General features: G+C 52.3%; 21 protein-coding genes. 17 read left to right on the top strand and 4 right to left on the bottom strand.

Annotated features, from left to right (window positions below):
• Positions 1–35: 35 nt before the first annotated feature.
• The 10 genes from nuoE to nuoN are packed head-to-tail and all read left to right on the top strand — an operon-like array spanning position 36 to position 11,891.
• Positions 36–539 carry an NADH-quinone oxidoreductase subunit NuoE gene (gene nuoE, locus AYY16_RS06255; RefSeq protein WP_412778952.1) on the top strand — a complete coding sequence of 168 codons (504 nt, stop codon included), beginning with the start codon at positions 36–38 and terminating at the stop codon, positions 537–539.
• Positions 536–1,888 carry an NADH-quinone oxidoreductase subunit NuoF gene (nuoF, locus tag AYY16_RS06250; RefSeq protein ID WP_067363462.1) on the top strand — a complete coding sequence of 451 codons (1,353 nt, stop codon included), beginning with the start codon at positions 536–538 and terminating at the stop codon, positions 1,886–1,888. Before nuoE ends, nuoF begins: the two co-directional genes overlap by 4 nt.
• Positions 1,889–1,946: 58 nt before the next feature.
• The gene (gene nuoG, locus AYY16_RS06245; RefSeq protein ID WP_150384631.1) at positions 1,947–4,670 is read left to right on the top strand and encodes an NADH-quinone oxidoreductase subunit NuoG; all 2,724 of its coding nucleotides are present in this window, start codon (positions 1,947–1,949) and stop codon (positions 4,668–4,670) included.
• On the top strand, positions 4,667–5,644 hold the full coding sequence (gene nuoH, locus AYY16_RS06240) for an NADH-quinone oxidoreductase subunit NuoH (RefSeq protein WP_067363456.1): 978 nt from the start codon (positions 4,667–4,669) through the stop codon (positions 5,642–5,644). The genes nuoG and nuoH overlap by 4 nt, the downstream gene beginning before the upstream one ends.
• Positions 5,645–5,657: 13 nt before the next feature.
• Positions 5,658–6,200, top strand: a complete 543-nt coding sequence (gene nuoI / locus AYY16_RS06235) for an NADH-quinone oxidoreductase subunit NuoI (protein WP_067363451.1) — start codon at positions 5,658–5,660, stop codon at positions 6,198–6,200.
• A 13-nt stretch (positions 6,201–6,213) separates the two neighbouring features.
• Positions 6,214–6,750, top strand: coding sequence for an NADH-quinone oxidoreductase subunit J (gene nuoJ / locus AYY16_RS06230; protein ID WP_067363448.1), 537 nt, complete (start codon positions 6,214–6,216; stop codon positions 6,748–6,750).
• Entirely contained in the window at positions 6,747–7,049 is a 303-nt protein-coding gene (gene nuoK, locus AYY16_RS06225) for an NADH-quinone oxidoreductase subunit NuoK (RefSeq protein ID WP_067363445.1), read from the top strand. The genes nuoJ and nuoK overlap by 4 nt, the downstream gene beginning before the upstream one ends.
• Positions 7,046–8,887, top strand: a complete 1,842-nt coding sequence (nuoL, locus tag AYY16_RS06220; protein ID WP_067363442.1) for an NADH-quinone oxidoreductase subunit L — start codon at positions 7,046–7,048, stop codon at positions 8,885–8,887. Before nuoK ends, nuoL begins: the two co-directional genes overlap by 4 nt.
• 19 nt (positions 8,888–8,906) lie before the next feature.
• Positions 8,907–10,427: an NADH-quinone oxidoreductase subunit M gene (gene nuoM / locus AYY16_RS06215; protein ID WP_067363438.1), complete on the top strand. Its 1,521-nt coding sequence runs from the start codon at positions 8,907–8,909 to the stop codon at positions 10,425–10,427.
• A 6-nt stretch (positions 10,428–10,433) separates the two neighbouring features.
• Positions 10,434–11,891, top strand: a complete 1,458-nt coding sequence (gene nuoN, locus AYY16_RS06210; RefSeq protein WP_067363435.1) for an NADH-quinone oxidoreductase subunit NuoN — start codon at positions 10,434–10,436, stop codon at positions 11,889–11,891.
• 63 nt (positions 11,892–11,954) lie between these two features.
• Here nuoN and AYY16_RS06205 read toward each other — a convergent pair whose 3' ends face one another.
• The 3 genes from AYY16_RS06205 to AYY16_RS20930 are packed head-to-tail and all read right to left on the bottom strand — an operon-like array spanning position 11,955 to position 14,154.
• Positions 11,955–12,944: an alpha-xenorhabdolysin family binary toxin subunit B gene (locus AYY16_RS06205; RefSeq protein ID WP_223861122.1), complete on the bottom strand. Its 990-nt coding sequence runs from the start codon at positions 12,942–12,944 to the stop codon at positions 11,955–11,957.
• A gap of 9 nt (positions 12,945–12,953) precedes the next feature.
• The gene (locus AYY16_RS20935; protein ID WP_235846232.1) at positions 12,954–13,619 is read right to left on the bottom strand and encodes an alpha-xenorhabdolysin family binary toxin subunit A; all 666 of its coding nucleotides are present in this window, start codon (positions 13,617–13,619) and stop codon (positions 12,954–12,956) included.
• Positions 13,543–14,154, bottom strand: a complete 612-nt coding sequence (locus AYY16_RS20930) for a hypothetical protein (RefSeq protein ID WP_235846231.1) — start codon at positions 14,152–14,154, stop codon at positions 13,543–13,545. Before AYY16_RS20930 ends, AYY16_RS20935 begins: the two co-directional genes overlap by 77 nt.
• A gap of 184 nt (positions 14,155–14,338) precedes the next feature.
• Between AYY16_RS20930 and AYY16_RS20535 the strand changes: the two genes are divergently transcribed.
• From AYY16_RS20535 to menE, 7 genes are all read left to right on the top strand, one after another.
• Positions 14,339–15,232, top strand: a complete 894-nt coding sequence (locus AYY16_RS20535; protein WP_235846230.1) for a chorismate-binding protein — start codon at positions 14,339–14,341, stop codon at positions 15,230–15,232.
• A complete protein-coding gene (locus tag AYY16_RS20925; RefSeq protein ID WP_235846229.1) occupies positions 15,165–15,677 on the top strand; it encodes a chorismate-binding protein in 513 nt (170 codons plus the stop codon). The genes AYY16_RS20535 and AYY16_RS20925 overlap by 68 nt, the downstream gene beginning before the upstream one ends.
• A gap of 166 nt (positions 15,678–15,843) precedes the next feature.
• Positions 15,844–17,514 (top strand): 2-succinyl-5-enolpyruvyl-6-hydroxy-3-cyclohexene-1-carboxylic-acid synthase, encoded by a 1,671-nt coding sequence (gene menD / locus AYY16_RS06190; RefSeq protein WP_067364799.1) that lies wholly within the window; start codon positions 15,844–15,846, stop codon positions 17,512–17,514.
• Positions 17,511–18,296 carry a 2-succinyl-6-hydroxy-2,4-cyclohexadiene-1-carboxylate synthase gene (gene menH / locus AYY16_RS06185; RefSeq protein WP_067363429.1) on the top strand — a complete coding sequence of 262 codons (786 nt, stop codon included), beginning with the start codon at positions 17,511–17,513 and terminating at the stop codon, positions 18,294–18,296. The genes menD and menH overlap by 4 nt, the downstream gene beginning before the upstream one ends.
• A gap of 14 nt (positions 18,297–18,310) precedes the next feature.
• Positions 18,311–19,168, top strand: a complete 858-nt coding sequence (menB, locus tag AYY16_RS06180; protein ID WP_067363426.1) for a 1,4-dihydroxy-2-naphthoyl-CoA synthase — start codon at positions 18,311–18,313, stop codon at positions 19,166–19,168.
• On the top strand, positions 19,168–20,139 hold the full coding sequence (gene menC, locus AYY16_RS06175) for an o-succinylbenzoate synthase (protein ID WP_067363422.1): 972 nt from the start codon (positions 19,168–19,170) through the stop codon (positions 20,137–20,139). The genes menB and menC overlap by 1 nt, the downstream gene beginning before the upstream one ends.
• A complete protein-coding gene (menE, locus tag AYY16_RS06170) occupies positions 20,139–21,533 on the top strand; it encodes an o-succinylbenzoate--CoA ligase (RefSeq protein WP_067363419.1) in 1,395 nt (464 codons plus the stop codon). Before menC ends, menE begins: the two co-directional genes overlap by 1 nt.
• Before the next feature lie 206 nt (positions 21,534–21,739).
• Here menE and AYY16_RS20920 read toward each other — a convergent pair whose 3' ends face one another.
• Positions 21,740–21,952 carry a deaminase gene (locus AYY16_RS20920; RefSeq protein ID WP_235846252.1) on the bottom strand — a complete coding sequence of 71 codons (213 nt, stop codon included), beginning with the start codon at positions 21,950–21,952 and terminating at the stop codon, positions 21,740–21,742.
• Positions 21,953–22,002 lie beyond the last annotated feature (50 nt).

The following is a 22,002-nucleotide window of genomic DNA, read 5'->3' as shown; positions in this document are numbered from 1 at the left end:
GAACCCTGAAGCAAAAAAAAACACTGCAAGGTGCCGTGAATGCGGCACAACCTGCCGGAAAACAACCTGATTTTGTGCTCAGTGAAAAAGAGCGCACAGAAATTGAAGCGGAAAAGCATCACTACGAGGATCCGCGCGCAGCCTCTATCGAAGCCCTGAAAATAGTGCAGAAGCACAGAGGCTGGGTGGAAGACGGCGCTATTTACGCCATCAGTGATGTTCTCGGTATTCCGGCGAGTGATATTGAAGGTGTGGCGACATTCTACAGCCAGATTTTCCGCCAGCCGGTCGGGCGCCATGTGATCCGTTACTGTGACAGCGTGGTGTGCCACATCACCGGTTATCAGGGGATCAAGGCCGCCCTGGAGCGCAAATTAAATATTCAGCCGGGACAGACAACCACGGACGGCCGCTTCACATTGCTGCCGACCTGTTGCCTGGGGAACTGTGACAAGGGGCCGACCATGATGGTTGATGAAGATACCCACAGTCACGTCACCCCGGAGGCTATTGAAACGTTACTGGAGCAGTATCCATGACAGTGAAAACGGTTTGCCGTACGGCGGAAACGCACCCGCTTACCTGGCGGCTGCGTGATGATCACCAGCCGGTGTGGCTGGATGAATACCGCAGCAAAAATGGTTACGCGGGTGCTGAGCGCGCACTGAAAGGCATGGCACCGGATGAGATAGTCAATCTTGTCAAAGACGCGGGTCTGAAGGGTCGCGGCGGTGCGGGCTTCTCCACAGGTCTGAAGTGGAGTCTGATGCCGAAAGACGAAAGCATGAATATCCGCTATCTGCTGTGTAACGCCGACGAAATGGAGCCGGGGACTTACAAAGACCGGTTACTGATGGAAGAACTGCCGCACCTGCTGGTGGAAGGCATGCTGATCAGCGCCTTTGCCCTGAAAGCATACCGTGGCTATATCTTCCTGCGCGGTGAATACATTGAAGCGGCGAAGCATCTGCGCCATGCAATTGAAGAAGCGAAAGCCGCCGGGCTGCTGGGGAAAAATATCCTCGGCACCGGGTTTGATTTCGAATTATTTGTCCATACCGGCGCCGGGCGTTATATCTGCGGGGAAGAAACCGCACTGATTAACTCCCTCGAAGGCCGCCGCGCCAATCCGCGCTCCAAACCACCTTTCCCTGCAAGCTCCGGTGCCTGGGGTAAACCGACCTGTGTAAACAACGTCGAAACCCTGTGCAATGTCCCGGCAATCCTTGCCCACGGCAAAGAGTGGTACACCGGGCTGAGCGAAGGCAAAAGTGCGGATGCAGGCACCAAACTGATGGGCTTTTCCGGTCGCGTAAAAAATCCGGGTCTGTGGGAACTGCCGTTCGGCACAACCGCCCGTGAGATCCTGGAAGACTACGCCGGTGGCATGCGTGACGGGTTAACCCTGAAAGCCTGGCAGCCTGGCGGGGCAGGAACGGATTTCCTGACACAGGATCATCTTGATTTACCGATGGATTTTGAACATATCGGCAAAGCCGGCAGCCGTCTCGGGACAGCACTGGCAATGGCGGTGGATAATGAAATCAATATGGTGTCGCTGACCCGTAACCTCGAAGAATTTTTTGCCCGTGAATCCTGCGGCTGGTGTACACCGTGCCGTGACGGACTGCCATGGAGTGTGAAAATTTTGCGCGCAATAGAAAAAGGGGAAGGGCAGCCCGGAGACATTGAGACATTAGAGCAATTATGTCGTTTCCTAGGTCCCGGTAAAACCTTCTGCGCACACGCGCCGGGCGCGGTAGAGCCGTTACAGAGTGCAATCAAATATTTCCGTGATGAATTTGAAGCAGGGATTGTACAGCCGGTTTACGCCAATGTGCAGACCATCGCCGGGATCCAGCCGAACCTGCTGAAACAGCGTTGGTGATCCCTTACGGATTTTCGTTTAACGCCTGCAATGCAGGCCTTTTGGAAGCATGCTGACTATGGCTACAATATATGTAGACGGCAAAGAATATGAAGTCGACGGGGCAGATAACCTGTTACACGCCTGTCTCTCCCTCGGGCTTGATATTCCCTACTTTTGCTGGCATCCGGCGCTCGGAAGCGTCGGCGCTTGCCGCCAGTGCGCGGTAAAGCAGTATCAGAATGCCGATGACACCCGTGGTCGTCTGGTAATGTCGTGTATGACACCGGCGCAGGATGGTACTTTCATTTCTATTGATGATGAAGAAGCCAAACAGTTCCGGGCAAGCGTGGTGGAATGGCTGATGGTCAACCATCCTCATGATTGTCCTGTCTGTGAAGAGGGCGGTAACTGCCATCTTCAGGATATGACCGTTATGACCGGGCATTCCATGCGCAAATACCGGTTCACAAAACGCACCCATCAGAATCAGGATCTGGGTCCGTTTGTTGCACATGAAATGAACCGCTGTATCGCCTGTTACCGCTGTGTCCGCTACTACAAAGATTATGCGGACGGTACCGATCTCGGGGTTTACGGCGCGCACGATAACGTCTATTTCGGTCGTCCGGAAAGCGGGACGCTGGAAAGTGAATTCTCCGGAAATCTGGTCGAAGTATGTCCGACCGGTGTTTTCACGGATAAAACCCACTCTGAACGCTATAACCGTAAATGGGATATGCAGTTTGCGCCAAGCATCTGCCAGCAGTGCAGTGTCGGCTGTAATATCAGCCCGGGTGAGCGCTACGGTGAATTACGCCGCATCGAAAACCGCTATAACGGCACCATTAACCAGTATTTCCTCTGCGACAAAGGTCGTTTCGGCTACGGTTATGTGAACCGTAAAGACAGACCGCGTCAGCCGCAGCAGCGCCGTGGTGATTCATGGATTGCTATCAATGCAGAGCAGGCCGCTCATGGTGCAGCGGATATTCTGCGTCAGGCAAACCGGACTATCGGTATCGGCTCGCCGCGTGCCAGTGTGGAAAGTAACTTTGCGCTGCGTGAACTGGTCGGCACAGAAAATTTCTTCAGCGGACTGTCAGGTGCTGAGCAGCATCGTCTTGAAATGATGCTGGAAATTCTGCAACAGGGCGGCGTGTATACCCCGTCACTGCGTGAGATTGAAAGCTATGACGCGGTGCTTATCCTGGGCGAAGATTTAACCCAGACAGCGGCGCGTGTGGCACTTTCTGTCCGTCAGGCAGTAAAAGGCAAAGCGCGTGAAATGGCCGCCGCACAGAAAGTCGCGGACTGGCAGATTGCCGCTATCCAGAATATCGGGCAGCGTGCGAAACACCCGCTGTTTGTCACTAACGTTGATACCACCCGTCTGGACGATGTCGCTGCGCTGCATTACAACGCGCCGGTTGACGATCAGGCGCGGCTCGGTTTTGCTGTCGCTCACGCGATTGATAACACCGCACCTGTGGTAAATGATTTATCACCTGAGCTGAAAGCGCAGGCAGAGATGATTGCGCTGGCACTGAGCACTGCTAAAAAACCACTGATTATCAGCGGCAGCAATGCGGGCAGTGATGCGGTGATTCAGGCGGCTGCTAACGTGGCATGGGCGCTGAAAGACAAAGGCGTTCAGGTTGGTCTGACATTTGTCGGCGCAGAAGCAAACAGCTTCGGTGTGGCAATGCTTGAGGCTCAGCCGCTGGACAGCGCTCTTGCTCTGTTAGCGGACGGCAGCGCAGATACAGCTATAGTGATGGAGAACGATCTCTATCGCCACGGCGACAAAGCGCTGATTGATCACGCGCTGGATAAAGTCGCCAATCTGATTGTGCTGGATCATCAGCATACGGCGATTATGGCGAAAGCCTCTCTGGTTCTCTCTGCATCAAGTTTTGCGGAAAGTGACGGTACGCTTATCAACCATGAAGGTCGCGCACAGCGTTTCTATCAGGTGTATGAGCCGTCATTCTACGACAAACACATCATCATGCATGAAAGCTGGCGCTGGCTGGCAGATCTGCAAAGTGAAATGAATGAGCAGGGCTGTGACTGGTCGCAGCTTGATCATGTGATTGACGCCTGTATTGAGAAATTGCCGCAACTGGCGGGTATCAAAGATGCCGCGCCTGATGCCACTTTCCGTATCCGTGGTCAGAAACTGGCGCGTGAACCTCACCGTTACAGCGGACGCACATCCATGCTGGCAGATATCAGTGTGCATGAGCAGCGTCAGCCGCAGGACATTGACTCACCGTTTGCCTTCTCGATGGAAGGAAACAACAGTCCGCTTGCACCGCGTCAGCAAATTCCGTTTGCCTGGGCGCCGGGATGGAACTCACCGCAGGCATGGAATAAATTCCAGGCGGAAGTCGGTGGTCATCTGCGCTTCGGTGACCCCGGTGTGCGGTTGTTCAGTGAAAAAGACGGCGGTATGGATTACTTCGATACTGTTCCTGCGGCATTTGTGCCACAGCAGGGTGTATGGACAGTAGCGCCGTATTATCACCTGTTCGGCAGTGAAGAATTATCCCAGCGCGCGCCGGTCATTCAGGAACGAATGACAGATGCCTATGTGATGCTGAGTGCGCAGGATGCACAACAGCTGAATGTGGCAGAAGGGCAGTCACTGACTATCAGACTGACAGACAGCACACTCGCGCTGCCGGTCCGCATCAGCACGCAGCTTGGTGCGGGACAGATTGGTCTGCCGTTAGGCATGCCGGGAATTTCGCCGGCACTGGCGGGTGCGGTGGTTAATGTACAGGAGGTGGCACAATGAGCAGCTGGTTTACACCTGAATTAATTGATGTGCTGCTGAGCATCCTGAAAGCCGTGGTGATCCTGCTGGTGGTTGTCACCTGCGGGGCCTTTATGAGCTTCGGGGAGCGCCGCCTGCTGGGTCTGTTCCAGAACCGCTACGGACCAAACCGTGTGGGCTGGGGCGGCTCGCTGCAATTAGTGGCGGACATGATCAAAATGTTCTTTAAAGAGGACTGGACGCCGAAATTCGCTGACCGCTTTATCTTCACATTGGCACCGATGGTTGCGTTTACCGCGCTGTTGCTGGCCTTTGCGATTGTCCCGGTCAGTCCGTCATGGGTGGTGGCTGATCTCAATATCGGGATACTGTTCTTCCTGATGCTGGCAGGGCTGGCAGTTTATGCGGTGCTGTTTGCCGGATGGGCGAGTAACAACAAATACTCGCTGCTCGGGGCAATGCGTGCATCTGCACAGACGGTCAGCTATGAAGTGTTCCTCGGGTTATCTGTGCTGGGTGTTGTGGCGCAGGCGGGGTCATTTAATCTGCTGGATATTGTGAATTCCCAGGCATCTTTATGGAACGTGGTTCCGCAGATCCTCGGCTTTATCACCTTTGCGATAGCGGGTGTGGCGGTGTGTCACCGTCATCCGTTTGACCAGCCGGAAGCAGAGCAGGAACTGGCGGACGGGTATCACCTTGAATATTCCGGGATGAAATTCGGTCTGTTCTTTGTCGGGGAATATATCGGGATCGTAACGGTTTCCGCCCTGATTGTGACCCTGTTCTTCGGGGGCTGGCACGGACCGTTCCTGCCGCCGTTCATCTGGTTTGCACTGAAAACCGCCTTCTTTATGATGATGTTTATCCTGATCCGCGCTTCGCTGCCGCGTCCGCGTTATGACCAGGTAATGTCATTCGGCTGGAAAGTGTGTCTGCCGCTGACGCTGATTAACCTGCTGGTGACAGCAGCCGTTATCTTGATTGCTCAATAAGGGGAGCCGAACCATGACATTGAAAGAGTTAGTGGTTGGTTTCGCCACCCAGGTACGCAGTATTTGGATGATAGGCCTCCACGCCTTCCACAAACGCGAAACTCAGATGTACCCGGAAGAGCCGGTTTACCTGCCGCCCCGTTACCGCGGACGAATTGTGCTCACGCGCGATCCGGACGGAGAAGAGCGCTGTGTTGCCTGTAACTTATGTGCGGCGGTCTGCCCGGTGGGCTGTATCTCGCTGCAAAAAGCCGAGCACGAAGACGGTCGCTGGTATCCGGAATTTTTCCGTATTAACTTCTCCCGCTGCATTTTCTGCGGTCTGTGTGAAGAGGCGTGTCCGACAACCGCCATTCAGCTGACGCCGGATTTTGAAATGGGTGAATTTAAACGCCAGGATCTGGTGTATGAGAAAGATGATTTACTGATCTCAGGTCCCGGTAAATATCCGGAATATAACTTCTATCACAAAACCGGTATGGCGGTTGCAGGCAAAGCCAAAGGCGAAGCCGACAACGAAGCCAAACCGATTGATGTGAAAAGTCTGTTGCCATAAGAGGAGCGGAAAAATGGAAATAACCTTTTATGTCGCCGGGCTGATTGCCATTCTGGCAACACTGTGTGTTATCACGCAAACCAATCCGGTGCATGCCTTACTGTATCTGATAACTTCACTGCTGGCGCTGTCTGCCGTGTTCTTTGCCCTCGGCGCGTACTTTGCCGGTGCGCTGGAAATCATCGTCTACGCGGGTGCCATTATGGTGCTGTTCGTATTCGTGGTGATGATGCTCAATCTGGGGCGTGCGGTGGTGGATCAGGAACGCAAATGGCTGTCGCCGTCTGTCTGGATGGGACCGGGTCTGCTCTCTGCGGTGCTGCTGGGTGTGATGATTTATGGTATCCGCACACTGAAAGACAATGGTATTGCCGGTGAAGTTGTTACGGCGAAACAGGTCGGTATCAGTCTGTTCGGTCCGTACGTTCTGGTGGTTGAACTGGCGTCCTTCCTGCTGCTGGCGGGGCTGGTGGTCGCGTATCATATCGGGCGCGATGAAAAAGCGGGCGGCGATCTGGTCAGTCAGCGCAACACGGAGGAAAAAGTATGATCCCTCTTCATCATGGATTAATTCTCGCGGCGGTGCTCTTTATCCTCGGGTTTACCTGTTTGGTTATCCGCCGCAATCTGCTGTTTATGCTGATTGGTCTGGAAATAATGATTAACGCAGCTGCGCTGGCATTTGTCGTCGGCGGAAGCTACTGGAATCAGCCGGACGGGCAGGTGATGTATATCCTTGCCATCAGTCTGGCGGCGGCGGAAGCGAGTATCGGGCTGGCATTGTTGCTGCAATTGCATCGTCAGCGTCAGGATCTTGATATTGATAAAGTCAGTGAGATGCGCGGATGAACTTACTCTTTTTAACCATTTTGCTGCCGCTGATTGGCTTTCTGTTATTAGCCTTTTCACGCGGACGCTGGTCAGAAAATGTGTCAGCCATCATCGGCACCGGTTCTGTCGGGCTGGCAGCACTTACGGCTCTGTGGGCGGGGATGGATTTCCTTGCCAACGGTGGCGGTTTGTATGAACAAACACTCTGGACATGGATGAGCGCGGGTGATTTCGTCATTCCGGTCACCCTGGTTCTGGACGGATTATCACTCACTATGCTGGGTGTGGTCACAGGTGTTGGTTTTCTTATCCACATGTATGCCTCCTGGTATATGCGCGGTGAAGAGGGCTATTCACGCTTCTTTGCGTACACCAACCTGTTTATCGCCAGTATGGTGATACTGGTGCTGGCAGATAACATGCTGCTGATGTACCTGGGCTGGGAAGGGGTGGGGCTGTGCAGTTATCTGCTGATCGGCTTCTATTACACCAATCCGGCAAATGGCGCGGCGGCAATGAAAGCCTTTATCGTCACGCGTATCGGTGATGTGTTCCTGGCAATCGGCATGTTTATCCTGTGGGACAAACTCGGCACCCTGAGCTTCCGTGAACTGGCGGTGCTGGCTCCTCAGCACTTTGAAGCCGGTTCTCAGATTATCTTCTGGGCGACACTGATGATTCTGGGCGGTGCGGTCGGTAAATCGGCGCAATTGCCGTTACAAACCTGGCTTGCTGATGCGATGGCAGGTCCGACGCCGGTTTCAGCACTGATCCACGCCGCAACCATGGTAACTGCGGGTGTGTATCTGATTGCCCGCAGCCATGAATTGTTCCTGTTATCACCGGAAGTGCTGCATTTAGTCGGCGTTGTCGGTGCTGTCACATTAGTGATGGCGGGCTTTGCCGCACTGGTTCAGACGGATATCAAACGTGTCCTTGCGTATTCGACCATGAGCCAGATTGGCTATATGTTCCTGGCGCTCGGCGTACAGGCATGGGATGCGGCAATTTTCCATCTGATGACCCATGCATTCTTTAAAGCCCTGTTATTCCTGGCGTCCGGCTCGGTTATCCTCGCCTGCCACCATGAACAAAACATCTTTAAGATGGGCGGACTGCGGAAAAAAATTCCGTTTGTGTATATCTGTTTCCTGGTCGGTGGTGCCGCGCTTGCTGCTCTGCCAATTATTACCGCCGGTTTCTACAGTAAAGATGAAATTCTGTGGGGCGCGGTGGCGCAGGGTCAGAATCCGTTGTTTATCGCCGGACTGGTTGGTGCCTTTATGACATCGCTGTACACCTTCCGTATGATTTTCATCGTGTTCCACGGTAAAGAGCATACACAGGCACACGCAGTGAAAGGCTTTACCCATACCTTCCCGTTACTGGTACTGGTTATCTTATCCACGGCGGCAGGGGCGTTTATCCCGCAGCCGTTACACGGGGTCTTCCCGGCTGAAACCATTATCAATACCGCGGCGGACAAAACCACGACAGAAATCACCTCAGGTATTGTGGCTGTTGCCGGTATCTTATTGGCTGCTGCTCTCTGGCTGGGTCGTCGTACGCTGGTGACAGCGATTGCGAATTCGGCACCGGGGCGTTTCTTCTCCGCCTGGTGGTTCCGAGCATGGGGCTTTGACGCCCTGTATGATGTGATTTTTGTTAAGCCGTTTAAAGCGGTGGGCTGGTTGCTGCAAAGTGATCCGCTTAACAGCCTGATGAATCTTCCGGCTGTGTTTGCGCGCTGGAGTAACAAAGGACTGAGCCTGAGTGAAAACGGGCAGGTTCGCTGGTATATCGCCTCTATGGGGCTGGGTGCAGTGCTGGTTCTCGCTCTGCTGCTTTTGGTTTAAATAAGGGACACACTGCGCCATGCTATTACCCTGGCTGATTTTAATTCCCTTCATCGGCGGTCTGCTGTGCTGGCAGACCGAGCGCTTCGGCACAAAGTTGCCGCGTTGGATAGCGCTGCTGACGATGGGGATCACGTTACTTCTTGCTCTGTATCTGTGGATACAGGGGAATTACAGCTTAATTAACCCGAAAGGTATCCCGGACTGGCAGGCAGAATATTTCCTGTCATGGATACCCCGCTTCGGCATCAATATCCACCTGGCACTGGATGGTTTATCACTGCTGATGGTGGTGCTGACCGCACTTCTTGGTTTGCTGGCTATCCTCTGTTCGTGGGGTGAAAACCAGCCGTATCAGGGCTTCTTCCATCTGAACCTGCTGTGGATTTTAGGCGGTGTGATGGGCGTGTTCCTGGCAATGGATCTTTTCCTGTTCTTCTTCTTCTGGGAAATGATGCTGGTGCCGATGTACTTCCTGATAGCGCTCTGGGGACACAGCGGCTCTGACGGTAAAACCCGTATTGGTGCGGCAACGAAATTCTTCATCTATACCCAGTCCAGTGGTCTGGTGATGCTGATTTCCATTATGGCGCTGGCGATTGTGCACTTTAACGCGACGGGTCAGTGGAGCTTCGGTTATGAAGATCTGCTGAATACGCCGATGAGCTATGGTGTGCAGTATATGCTGATGCTGGGCTTTTTTATCGCCTTTGCGGTCAAAATGCCGGTAGTGCCGTTACACGGCTGGCTGCCGGATGCACACAGCCAGGCACCGACTGCCGGTTCTGTTGACCTCGCCGGTATTCTGCTGAAAACAGCGGCCTATGGTCTGCTGCGTTTTGCGCTGCCGCTGTTCCCTGAAGCCTCTGCGGATTTCACCCCGATTGCTATGTGGCTGGGTGTGATCGGCATCTTCTACGGTGCGTGGATGGCGTTTAAACAGACAGATATCAAACGGCTTATCGCGTACACCAGTGTGTCGCACATGGGCTTTGTCCTGATTGCAATTTACTCGGCAAGTATGCTGGCGTATCAGGGGGCGGTGGTGCAGATGATTGCTCACGGTCTTTCTGCTGCGGGTCTGTTTATCCTGTGTGGTCAGCTCTATGAGCGTCTGGGTACCCGTGATATGCGCCAGATGGGCGGGTTGTGGAAACGGATTAAATATCTGCCTGCACTCTCCCTGTTCTTTGCAGTGGCAACACTCGGGATGCCGGGCACCGGTAACTTCGTTGGTGAATTTATGATCCTGTTCGGCAGCTTCGGCAGCTACACACTGATCACGGTAATTTCATCGGCGGGACTGGTTTTTGCTTCCGTATACGCGCTGTGGATGATGCAGCAGGTGTATTACGGCACACCGAAATCGGATAAACCTATTGCAGGCATGAATCTGCGTGAAATCTCTATCGTGATGTTATTAGTGGTATTACTGGTTATTCTGGGTGTTTACCCGCAGCCGGTTCTGGATACCTCTTCGGCCGCGATGGCGAATATTCAGCAGTGGTATTCTGCTTCCATTTCAACTACAGGGTTGTAATTCGCCATGACAATAACTCCTCAACAACTGATCGCACTCTTACCACTGCTGATCGTCGGGTTGACAGTGGTGGTTGTGATGCTGTCCATTGCGTGGCGACGCGATCATTTTATCAATGCCACTCTGACTGTCGTTGGTCTGAACCTTGCGCTGGTGTCTTTGTATTTCACCGCACAACAACCGGCAATGGATGTTACGCCGCTGGTGCATATTGACGGCTACAGCATGTTCTACACCGGGCTTATCCTGATTTCGTCACTGGCGACCACGACGTTTGCGTATTCGTGGCTGAAAACGTATCCGGATAACAAAGAAGAGTTCTACCTGCTGGTGCTGATAGCCACGCTCGGCGGTATTTTGCTCGCGGGTGCGGATCATCTGGCGTCTTTCTTTATCGGGATTGAACTGCTGACACTGCCGCTGTTCGGGCTTATCGGCTACGCGCGGCAACAGAAGCGCTCGCTGGAAGCGGCAATCAAATACATGCTGATGTCAGCGGCGGCATCGTCTTTCCTGCTGTTCGGGATGGCGCTGTTGTACGCGGAGTCCGGTGACCTCTCTTTTGCCGGACTGGGACGCAGCCTGGCTGACAGTCAGCTTCATCAGCCGCTGATCCTTGTGGGTCTGGGCATGATGATTGTGGGTATCGGCTTTAAACTGTCACTGTTCCCGTTCCAGTTATGGACACCGGACGTTTACCAGGGCGCACCTGCCCCGGTTTCCACTTTCCTGGCAACTGCCGGTAAAATCGGGATTTTTGCCGCAGTTCTGCGCCTGCTGGCGCTGGCACCGATGGCGGATTCAGACACGCTGCGTATTGTCCTGACAGTGATTGCGATTGCGTCGATTCTGTTCGGTAACCTGATGGCTATCACGCAAAACAGTATCAAGCGGATGCTGGGTTACTCGTCTGTCGCGCATATGGGTTATCTGCTGGTGGCATTTATCGCGATTAATGACCCGAAACTGGCAGAAGAAACCGCAGGGATTTACCTGGCGGGTTATCTGTTTGCCAGCCTGGGCGCATTCGGTGTGGTCAGTCTGATGTCCAGCCCGTACAGCGGACCGGATGCTGATTCACTCCATGCGTATCGTGGTCTGTTCTGGCGCAAGCCGATACTGGCCGCCGTGATGACAGTTATGATGCTTTCCCTGGCAGGGATCCCGATGACCTTCGGGTTTATCGGTAAATTCTATGTTGTTGCAACGGCTGTGAATGCACAACTGTGGTGGCTGACCGCGGCTGTTGTTCTCGGCAGTGCAATAGGTCTGTATTATTATCTGCGCATGATGGTGAGCCTCTACATCCGTGGTTCACAAACACCGGCTCGTATTGCACCATCTGACTGGGCAATGAGTGCCGGCGGTATTGTGGTTCTGCTCTCTGCCATTGTGGTGGTGGCTTTCGGTCTTTGGCCGCAGCCATTTATTACCCTGGTGGGGCATGCGGTATTAGCGTACTGATCCCGGTCACCGGATAAAACAGTAAAAAAGCCCGGCGCTGTACAGACAGCACCGGGCTTTGTTTTATGCAATTCCGGTGAATGCGGAAAAATAGCGGCGGTGGGCAATGATAATAGTATCCAGTCCGGGCAGTGGTACTGATTTACTGACATACGGTTCATAGTGCTGAACACTCTGCAACCAGAACAGCAGCACAGCATTGACCCCGGTATCGAATTCACTCAGTTGCGGAAGCAGTACTAACGCATTACTGATTTCATGCGCCTGGTCTTTTATCTGTTGTAACTCATTTTTCAGTTTGCGGATAACCCCGTGGAGATCATAAATGCGCTGGCTGAGAATAGTGCGGGTTTCAACTAACTGAATATAACTCAGTCCTTCGGACAAGGTATTTATAATAGAGGAAATAACTCGGTACAACTCATTGAGAATAAGGCGTTCAGAAGAGGACAACTGTACATTTTTCAGCTGATCGGCTGTCGGTAATGTTGTCGGACCAAAGAGCGACTGAATTCCCCGCTGATGGATAATTTCCTCAGACTGAATAATGACGGCCAGTTTTTCCTCCCAGTAGGATTTATCGTTGATAAATTTATCAATATTCGGCAATGCATTTTCAATTGTCCGGTTAAGGTATGATTGGTAATGAAGTAAATTTCCTTGCAATAGCGGGATAGCAGATACGTCATATTCTGCATTAAATTTTTTATTAATACTGTTTACCGAGTGATTGACAGCATTAATTTGCCCGATTAAAAATTCATAGATTTGTTTTTCATGCGGGGCGGCATGAGGATTTGATCCCGCATCAGATGAAATGCTCTGAAATAAATTTTCCAGGTCAAAACTGTATAACTGAGAATAAATCGTGGTGGACTCAGCGGACACTGCATTCAGAATACGGGTCTGCCAGCGCTTTATTTTATGAACTTGCGCATGTAAATTAACGGTCGGCAGTGACAAGGTTTCAATTACACAATTAATATTATTAATAGTGTGTTTAATTCGTGCCAATGTGATTTTTTCAGGAATAAGGTCAGAGTTCATCATCATATTCTCCTGTTAAGCGGCTAATATTGCAGTATCAAAAATTGCGAGGAGTTCTTTTGAATATCCGCGTACACGCTGCCACGGCAGTGTGACTTTTTTTAGCTGTAATGAAAATTGCAGAAGGCTGTATGCATCATTTATCTGCATAAAGGTATTCATGGATTCGGTTACTTCTGTCAGCATGACCTGCCACATAAAATCGAGATGATCGACGGCAATATGTGCATCTGAGAAATAACCATCCAGCGTACTGAGTTCTTTATCCAGTTTAATGATCAGTTTTTGTATCGCCTGCTGGGCAATGACTTTTTCCTGTAGCTCAGCAACCTCGTCGATCAGTATGTTTTTACGCCGCCGCACCTGTTCTGCGCGGTAACCAAAAATGGTACCGGTGATAATCAGACCAATGATACCGCCGACCAGACCTGAGAATGACAGTTTTACAAACTGGCTGTATTCCCGTTTGAGGATCTCTATTTCCTCATTTTTCATCCGGATTTCAGACATAATTTCGTCAGTTTTTTCACTACTCTGACTTTTAAGTAATTTTTTCTGTTTACGTTTGACTTCATACATCAGTGACGGAATTTCATTATCAGTTTCATCCAGTCCGCCAATCAGTTCCAGGCGGAATCTGCCGATAATGTTTTTCACACGCTGTGTTTTTTTTTCTTTCATCAATAATATCTTCTTTCATTGCGGCTAATATTTTCACCAGTTCCCCGGAGATAATATGATCCTGTTTTTTGTACGTGATACTTTTTAATTTTTCAGATGATGCATCCTGTAAGGTTATTTTTGCCTGAGTGATAATCGGCATTTCATTTATGGCACTTAATATATAATTGCCGGTGGTGGTGATATTGAACCCGGCAATCTCCAGGTCAATAGCCTGCTGTTTGGTTGCTGATTCCACCAGCTCCCAGCTCAGCGCATGCTGATGAATATGCTTAAACAGGGTTTGTATATTATGTGGCTCGAAGCCGGCCAGTTCAGTTTCACGATAGCCGATAAAATCAATAACATCCTCTTCTTCACGCGGAAGTGTCAGCCCGTAATTGATATAGCGTTTAATCTGTACTAAATCATCATGGGTAAATATTCCGGCGGAACGGAATGTATTATCTTCCTCATTAAGAAGCAGCTTTAATGTTGCTGGTGCAACTTCATTTGAAAGAATAATCCTGTCAATAGCGATTGTTTGTGTGTGCATAAATATCCCCTTGTTATGAGATACATAAATCCGGGTGGATGTGGCCGAAATAACATCGGTTTCAGCATTAATTGCTTAAAAACGGGTAACATTACAACGATAAAAAAAAAGGGATGGTTTTAATAATTTTTATCTCACCGTATAATCACCGTGACCCGCGTGTCTGACATATCCGGAGTAAGCAGTGATTCTTTTTTCTGATTTTATTTCTCAGGTTTGTGCTGAAATAACCCATAACAAAAATGAAACTAATGGTATTTATCAGTATGCCGTGACGCTGCCCCCGTCTTTGCAGGCAGCGCTGCCGGTGACGGATTGGCCGGGCTGGCTGAACGGGCAGATATGTTATCCGCAATTTTACTGGCAGCACCGCGACGGAACGGATATTGCGGCGGTGTGCGGCGAATTATGCCGCTTTACCCATATCAATGAGGCGCAGGCGGTACTCGATACATTGCCGGAGCAGAGCAATATCCGGATCTGGGGGCTGAACAGTTGGCAGTTTGATGCTATTTCCCTGACACCGGAGCAGGGAACAGGCGGCAGTTATCTGTTTATTCCGCGTGCGGAACTGCGCTGTGTGCAGGGCAACATTCAGTTTCTGGTCAATATCGACAGCCGCCGTCCGGCGGAAGAAACCGTGACCTTTCTGCGTTCGCTGTGCGGTAATGTTATCCCGCCGGTTCTTGAAACAACGGTGCTCAGTGCAGAGCATCAGCCTGATAAAGCCGGATGGATGCAACTGGTCCGCACGGCAGTGACCGCCATTTCCGGCGGTCTGATGGAAAAAGTGGTTACCGCGCGCAAAACAGTGCTCAGACTATCCGCACCGGTGCGCCCGCTGGCATTTATGCAGGCAAGCCGCGACTGCAATCACCACTGCTATCACTATATGCTGGCGACCGCACCGGATAATGCCTTTATGGCATCCCCGCCGGAGCGGCTCTATCTCAGAACCGGCGCACAGCTTTGTACTGAAGCCCTGGCTGGTACTGTGGCAGGCTACCCGGATGATGCCCGCGCAGAAGCCGCCGCGCGATGGCTTCTGGCTGATAAAAAAAAATGTGCACGAAAATAGTGTGGTGGTTGATGATATTTGTCAGCGGCTGTCTGGTGCGGTAAATACACTGAAAGTGAGTGATGCCACCGTCATCCGTTTGCGCAAAGTTCAGCACCTTTACCGGACAATCTCTGCCACGTTATATACACCCCGTGACAACGATTGTTTACAGCGCCTTCAGCCGACGGCGGCGGTTGCCGGGCTTCCGCGTACAGCGGCACTGGCATTTTTGCGCAAAAATGAACCGTTTGAACGCAATTGGTATGCGGGCAGCGGCGGCTGGTGCAGTCCGTCACAAAGCGAATTTGCCGTATCACTGCGCTGCGCGCAAATTCACGGCAGTCAGATAGATTTGTATGCCGGAGCCGGTATTGTCGCGGGCTCTGATCCGCAGGCGGAATGGAACGAAATAGAAAATAAAGCGGCAGGGCTGCGGACATTGCTGGAGGGTGAGCCACACTGAGTGTGCCATATTCTGCTTATAGCCTGTCTGCATCCTGAATGACATCGGGTATAGCATGGCGTTGATTTTGAAATAATCATCCGGTTTATTGAACTGTATTAAAGTATTTTCTGAGTCAATCCGTACACTACAGGAATATAACTGATTTAGTGAATGAAGGTGAATGATGTCTGACAGTGCATTAAACCGCCGCTGGGCGGAGGTGATTTTAGAGGCGCTGAGCCGCCACGGGCTGCGTCATATCTGCATTGCACCGGGCTCCCGGTCAACACCGCTGACACTGGCTGCGGCGGCAAACGATAAATTTGTCTGCCATACCCATTTTGATGAACGCGGGCTCGGGCATCTTGCGCTGGGACTGGCGAAAAGTACGCGGATGCCGGTGGCAGTGATTGTTACCTCCGGTACAGCGGTGGCGAATCTTTATCCGGCGCTGATTGAAGCCGGACTGACCGGCGAACGGGTGATTTTTCTGACCGCTGATCGCCCGCCGGAACTGATTGACTGCGGCGCGAACCAGGCTATCCGCCAGACCACGATTTTTTCCTCTCATCCGTCAGCCACACTCGCACTGCCGCGCCCGACATTTGATATTACAGCCGCCTGGCTTGTCTCTTCGCTCGATGACATCATGAACCGCCTGCAACATGGTGCGGCGCATATAAACTGTCCGTTTGCCGAACCGCTGTATGATGATGACGGTATCACCGGTAAAGAGTGGCAGGCGCCGCTCGGTAACTGGTGGCAGAGTGATAAACCCTGGCTACAGCAAACCCGTTGTACTTCTGTTATCAGTGTCGATGACTGGTTTTTCTGGCGGCAGAAGAAAGGCGTGATTATTGCCGGGCGCATGCAGGCCGGTGAGGGAAAACAGTTGCGTCAGTGGGCGGACAGCCTTGGCTGGCCGCTGATAAGCGACGTGCTTTCCCAGACCGGGCAATCGCTGCCGCATGCTGACCTCTGGCTGGCATCTGCGCATTACCGTGAAGTGCTCGCGCAGGCGGATGTGATTATTCAGTTCGGCTCAAGTCTGACCGGTAAACGCCTGTTACAGTGGCAGGCTGCCTGCTCGCCGCCTGAGTTCTGGATAATTGACACTATTCCAGGACGCCTGGACCCGGCAAATCACCGCGGACGTAAATTTGACTGTTCTGTGGGGGAATGGCTGGACGACCATCCGGCGCAGAGCCGCACACCGTGGGCGCCGCAACTGACAGAGTGGACGCAGGCGCTGAGCGCACATGTCACTGAAACACTGAGCGACGGTTGGGGTGAGGCACAGATAGCCCGCCGTCTGGATGAGTTGTTACCGCCGCAGGGTATTTTATTTGCCGGAAACAGCCTGATTGTGCGGCTGATTGATGCCTTTGCACAGTTACCGTGCGGCTATCCTGTTTACAGTAACCGGGGGGCGAGCGGCATTGACGGTCTGATTTCCACAGCCGCCGGTGTTCAGCGGGGCAGTGCAAAACCGACACTTGCGGTCATCGGGGATATCTCCGCGCTTTATGATTTAAACAGTCTGGCGCTGCTGCGTCATACCAACGGACCGTTTGTTCTGTTGATCGTCAATAATAACGGCGGGCAGATTTTTTCTATGCTGCCGACACCGGAGCAGGAACGGCAAAAATTTTACTGTATGCCGCAATCGGTCAGTTTTGCCGCCGCCGCACAGATGTTCGGTCTTAATTACAGTGCGCCGGCAGATTGGACATCGCTGACGGATGCACTGAAAAAAGCCTGGTCGCAACATGGCGCAACCGTGATTGAAGTGGTGACCAACGGAGACACCGGCGCGCGCTGTCTTCAGCAACTCGTCAGTGAGACAGCGCAATGACGGTGCTTGCCTCGCGCAAATTTGCTGCACAAAAGGGTACACAAAAGACGGGTCCCTGGTTAGTCTGGCTTCATGGACTGTGGGGATGCAAAGAAGAGTGGCAGCCGATCATTAATAACACAGGGAATTATCCGTCACTGGTGATTGACCTGCCCGGACACGGTGAGTCTGTCTCCCTGCGTGCGGAAAATTTTGAACAGGTAAACCAGCAGATTCACGTCACACTCTCTGCAAACGGTATTGATGATTACTGGTTGATCGGTTATTCCCTGGGCGGACGGCTGGCAATGTACCATGCTGCATTTGGCAAGCCTGCCGGATTGCGCGGGCTGATTATCGAAGCGGGAAACTCCGGGCTTACCACAGCGGATGAACGCAATGCCCGCCTCCGGCATGATAATCACCTGGCGCAGCAGTTACGTGAGCGCCCGCTGGCAGACTTCCTGTATGACTGGTATCGTCAGGGGGTATTTGCGGATCTCAGTGAGGCTCAGCGACAGCAGCGGGTAGCGCAGCATCTGCATTATAATGCATGTGCGGTTGCAGATATGCTGTCTGACACCTCGCTGGGGCACCAGCCGGATCTGGCTGATATTCTGAAACAGCTTACCGTCCCGCTGTTGTATATTTGCGGTGAACGGGATACAAAATTTTGCGCCATCGCGCACGCGCACCAATTTACGTTACGGACAATTCCGGATGCCGGGCATAATACCCATCAGGCAAACCCTGCGGCATTTGCACACGCAATCCGGACATTTTTATCATTACATTCTGTTTAAAGGAACTCACCGTTATGATGTACCCGAGCGAAGAGCAGCTCTGTGCCCCGGTTGAATGGGTTGATTGCACCGGCGATTATAAAGATATTCTTTTTCATAAATCGAAAGATGGTATCGCCAAAATTACCATTAACCGTCCTGAAGTCCGCAACGCCTTTCGTCCGTTAACGGTCAAAGAGATGATCAGTGCGCTGGCGAATGCCCGCTATGACGATGGTATCGGCACTATTATCTTTACCGGACAGGGTGAAAAAGCGTTCTGTGCGGGCGGTGACCAAAAAATCCGCGGCGATTACGGCGGCTATCAGGATGATACCGGTGTTCATCATCTGAACGTGCTGGACTTACAGCGCGATATCCGTACCTGTCCTAAACCGGTTGTTGCTATGGTGGCGGGTTATTCTATCGGCGGCGGACATGTGCTGCATATGATGTGTGACCTGACTATTGCTGCGGATAATGCGGTGTTTGGTCAGACCGGACCAAAAGTCGGATCATTTGACGGCGGCTGGGGTGCGGCGTATATGGCGCGGATTGTCGGGCAGAAAAAAGCCCGCGAGATCTGGTTCCTCTGCCGTCAGTACAGTGCGCAGGAAGCCCTGGATATGGGACTGGTCAACACAGTTGTTCCTTACGCAGATCTGGAAAAAGAAACTGTGCGCTGGTGTCGTGAAATGCTGGAAAACAGCCCGATGGCACTGCGTTGCCTGAAAGCGGCACTGAATGCGGACTGTGACGGACAGGCCGGATTACAAGAGCTGGCGGGTAATGCCACCATGCTGTTCTATATGACCGACGAAGGTCAGGAAGGACGTAACGCATTTAACGAAAAACGTGCGCCGGACTTCTCTAAATTTAAACGTAATCCGTAATGCGCAGCGCGACCTTATACCGGTTCAGCCTGCCGATGGAGGCAGGCGTTATTCTGCGCAATCAGCGCCTGAAAACCCGTGACGGACTGCTGGTCTGTCTGCGGGAAGCGGGGCGCGAAGGCCGGGGGGAAATCTCCCCGCTGCCGGAATTCAGTCATGAATCATTAGATGATGCGTTATCTGCCGCGCAGGCGTGGATAGCGGACTGGTGCAGCGGTTCAGACCCGGTTGAAAGCACACTGCCGAGTGTGGCTTTCGGCGTGAGTTGTGCGCTGGCAGAGCTGGACAACACATTGCCGGAGACGCTCAGCACCCGCAAAGCGCCACTGTGTACCGGCGACCCGGACGATCTGATCCTGGCGCTGGATGCGATGAGCGGTGATAAAATTGCCAAGGTCAAAGTCGGGCTGTATGAAGCAGTGCGGGACGGAATGGTGGTAAATCTGCTGCTGGAAGCGGTGCCTGATTTACGTCTGCGTCTGGATGCTAACCGCAGCTGGACCCGTGTGAAAGCAGATGGTTTTGCCAAATATGTGGCACCGGAACACCGCGCCCGGATTGATTTCCTCGAAGAGCCCTGTAAAACACCTGCCGAATCATTAGATTACGCACGGGATACCGGGATTGCGATTGCATGGGATGAATCTGTGCGGGAGCCGGGGTTTGTGGTTCAGGCACAACCGGGTGTGGCGGCGATTGTTATCAAACCGACACTGACCGGCAGCATCACGCGCTGCCGTGAACTGATTGATGCGGCACACAGTGCCGGTTTGCAGGCGGTAATCAGCTCTTCTGTTGAAAGCAGTTTCGGGCTGACACAACTTGCCCGTCTTGCCGGATGGCTGACACCGGACACCCTCCCGGGGCTGGATACACTGTCACTGATGCAGTCTCAGTTGGTTCGCTCCTGGCCGGACAGTCCGTTACCGCTTATTACTGAAGATGAACTAACCGTCACAGGACAATGGTAATGCCGACAGCAGAATGGCCGTGGGTTTCCCGCGCCTTGCAGGCACCGCAGAATATTGCGCTGCGCTGTGGCGGGATGTCTCTGACATGGGCTGAATTAGTCCTGCGCATTGATGCGCGGGCAGCGGGTTTTTATCAGCAGGGAGTGCGCGAAAGCAACTGTGTGGTGCTGCGCGGCAAAAACAGCCCGGAGCTGGTCATTGATTTTCTGGCACTACTGCGTTGTGGTGCGATAACGCTGACACTCAACCCGGCATTGCCCCACACACAACTGACGGCGCTTATCACCTCGCTCGGGGCGGATTTTATCTGTGACCGGCATCCTGATGCCGATACTGTCCCCGGAGTGAAATCACTGAACCCGACACTGACCGGCAGTGCGCCGCCGGATGTGATTGCGCATCCGAAACGCCTGGCAACCCTGACGCTGACCTCCGGCTCGACCGGATTGCCGAAAGCTATCGCACATCGTCCGGTCGCACACTTTGCCAGTGCGCAGAGTGTGGTTTCCCTGCTTAACTATCAGGCGGATGACAGTTGGTTGTTATCCCTGCCGCTTTACCATGTCTCCGGACAGGGTATTCTCTGGCGCTGGTTGTTGCAGGGCGGGCAGATGGTATTACGGGCAGAAGGCGAAACCCTGGCGCAGTCTCTGCGCGGGTGCAGCCATGCGTCGCTGGTACCGACTCAGCTCTGGCGATTGTTACAGTCACTGATGGCGTTGCCGCCGCTGCGTGATGTATTGCTTGGCGGCGCGGCTATTCCGGTTGCGCTGACTGACGCCGCACAAGCGCGCGGGATCCGCTGCTGGTGTGGTTATGGTATGACAGAGTTTGCGTCAACGGTCTGCGCAAAACAGGCAGATGGTAAACCGGGTGTCGGTGAGCCGCTTTCCGGCAAAGCCGTCCGTCTGGATGATGTACAGCAAATCTGGCTCAAAGGTGATAGTTTTGCCGCAGGGATCTGGCTGGATGGCGGGTTGCACACCTTGCCGTCAGAAGCGGGCTGGTATCCGACCCGCGATAAAGGGCATTGGCAGGATGGGGAACTGGTGATTGACGGGCGTCTGGATAATCTTTTCAGCTGCGGCGGCGAGAATGTTCAGCCGGAGATTATTGAAAAGCACCTGATGCAGCATCCGCTGATAGCCGAATGCTATGTTGTGCCGGTTGCCAGTGCGGAATTTGGAGCATCACCGGTTTTCCTGATCCGTGATTACGCGCAATGGACAGCAAATCAGAAGCAACAGTTATGTGACTGGTGCCGTACTGAACTGGCTCCTTTTATGCGCCCGGCCGCCTGTTATGATTTACCGCCGGCGGAGGCGGGCAGTGGTATAAAACGCGCGCGCGCGCCACTGATAGATTATGCATTACAGTTATTTCATCTGGTTTAATGGAGATAAACGGGGAAATTAATTTCCCCGAATAAATGCTAGTTTATTTTTTTTTTCGTATTCAGCTTTTCCACAGGTAGAATAAATTAATTCATCTTTGTAAGGCATAATTGGTTCATATAATTTGTGATATGCCCGACCTATCGCCCCTCTGAATTGTGTTAGTTTTGGCGGATTTTCGCCTGATTCCAAGATATGCTCTTTTGCTATCCCCGGATAAGGTCTATAAATACAATTTCTTTTATTCCTAACTGATAGGCTTTTTTAGCACATAGTTCACAAGGTGAAGCAGTAGTATATAAAGAACCATGCTGAACTCCGGTGCCACCATATTTTGATATTTGTAGAAAAGCATTTTCTTCAGCATGAAGAGATCGGGTATGAACTTGATTATTTTCTTTTTTTTTCTGATGAAATATTCTTAATGTCTTTAAAACAATAACTTTTATTCAATCCTTTCATAGCTCCA

The organism is Morganella psychrotolerans (assembly GCF_001676155.1).
GTDB classification, from domain to species: domain Bacteria; phylum Pseudomonadota; class Gammaproteobacteria; order Enterobacterales; family Enterobacteriaceae; genus Morganella; species Morganella psychrotolerans.
Note: the sequence above shows the minus strand (reverse complement) of the source record. Positions and strands in the feature narration are given on the sequence as shown.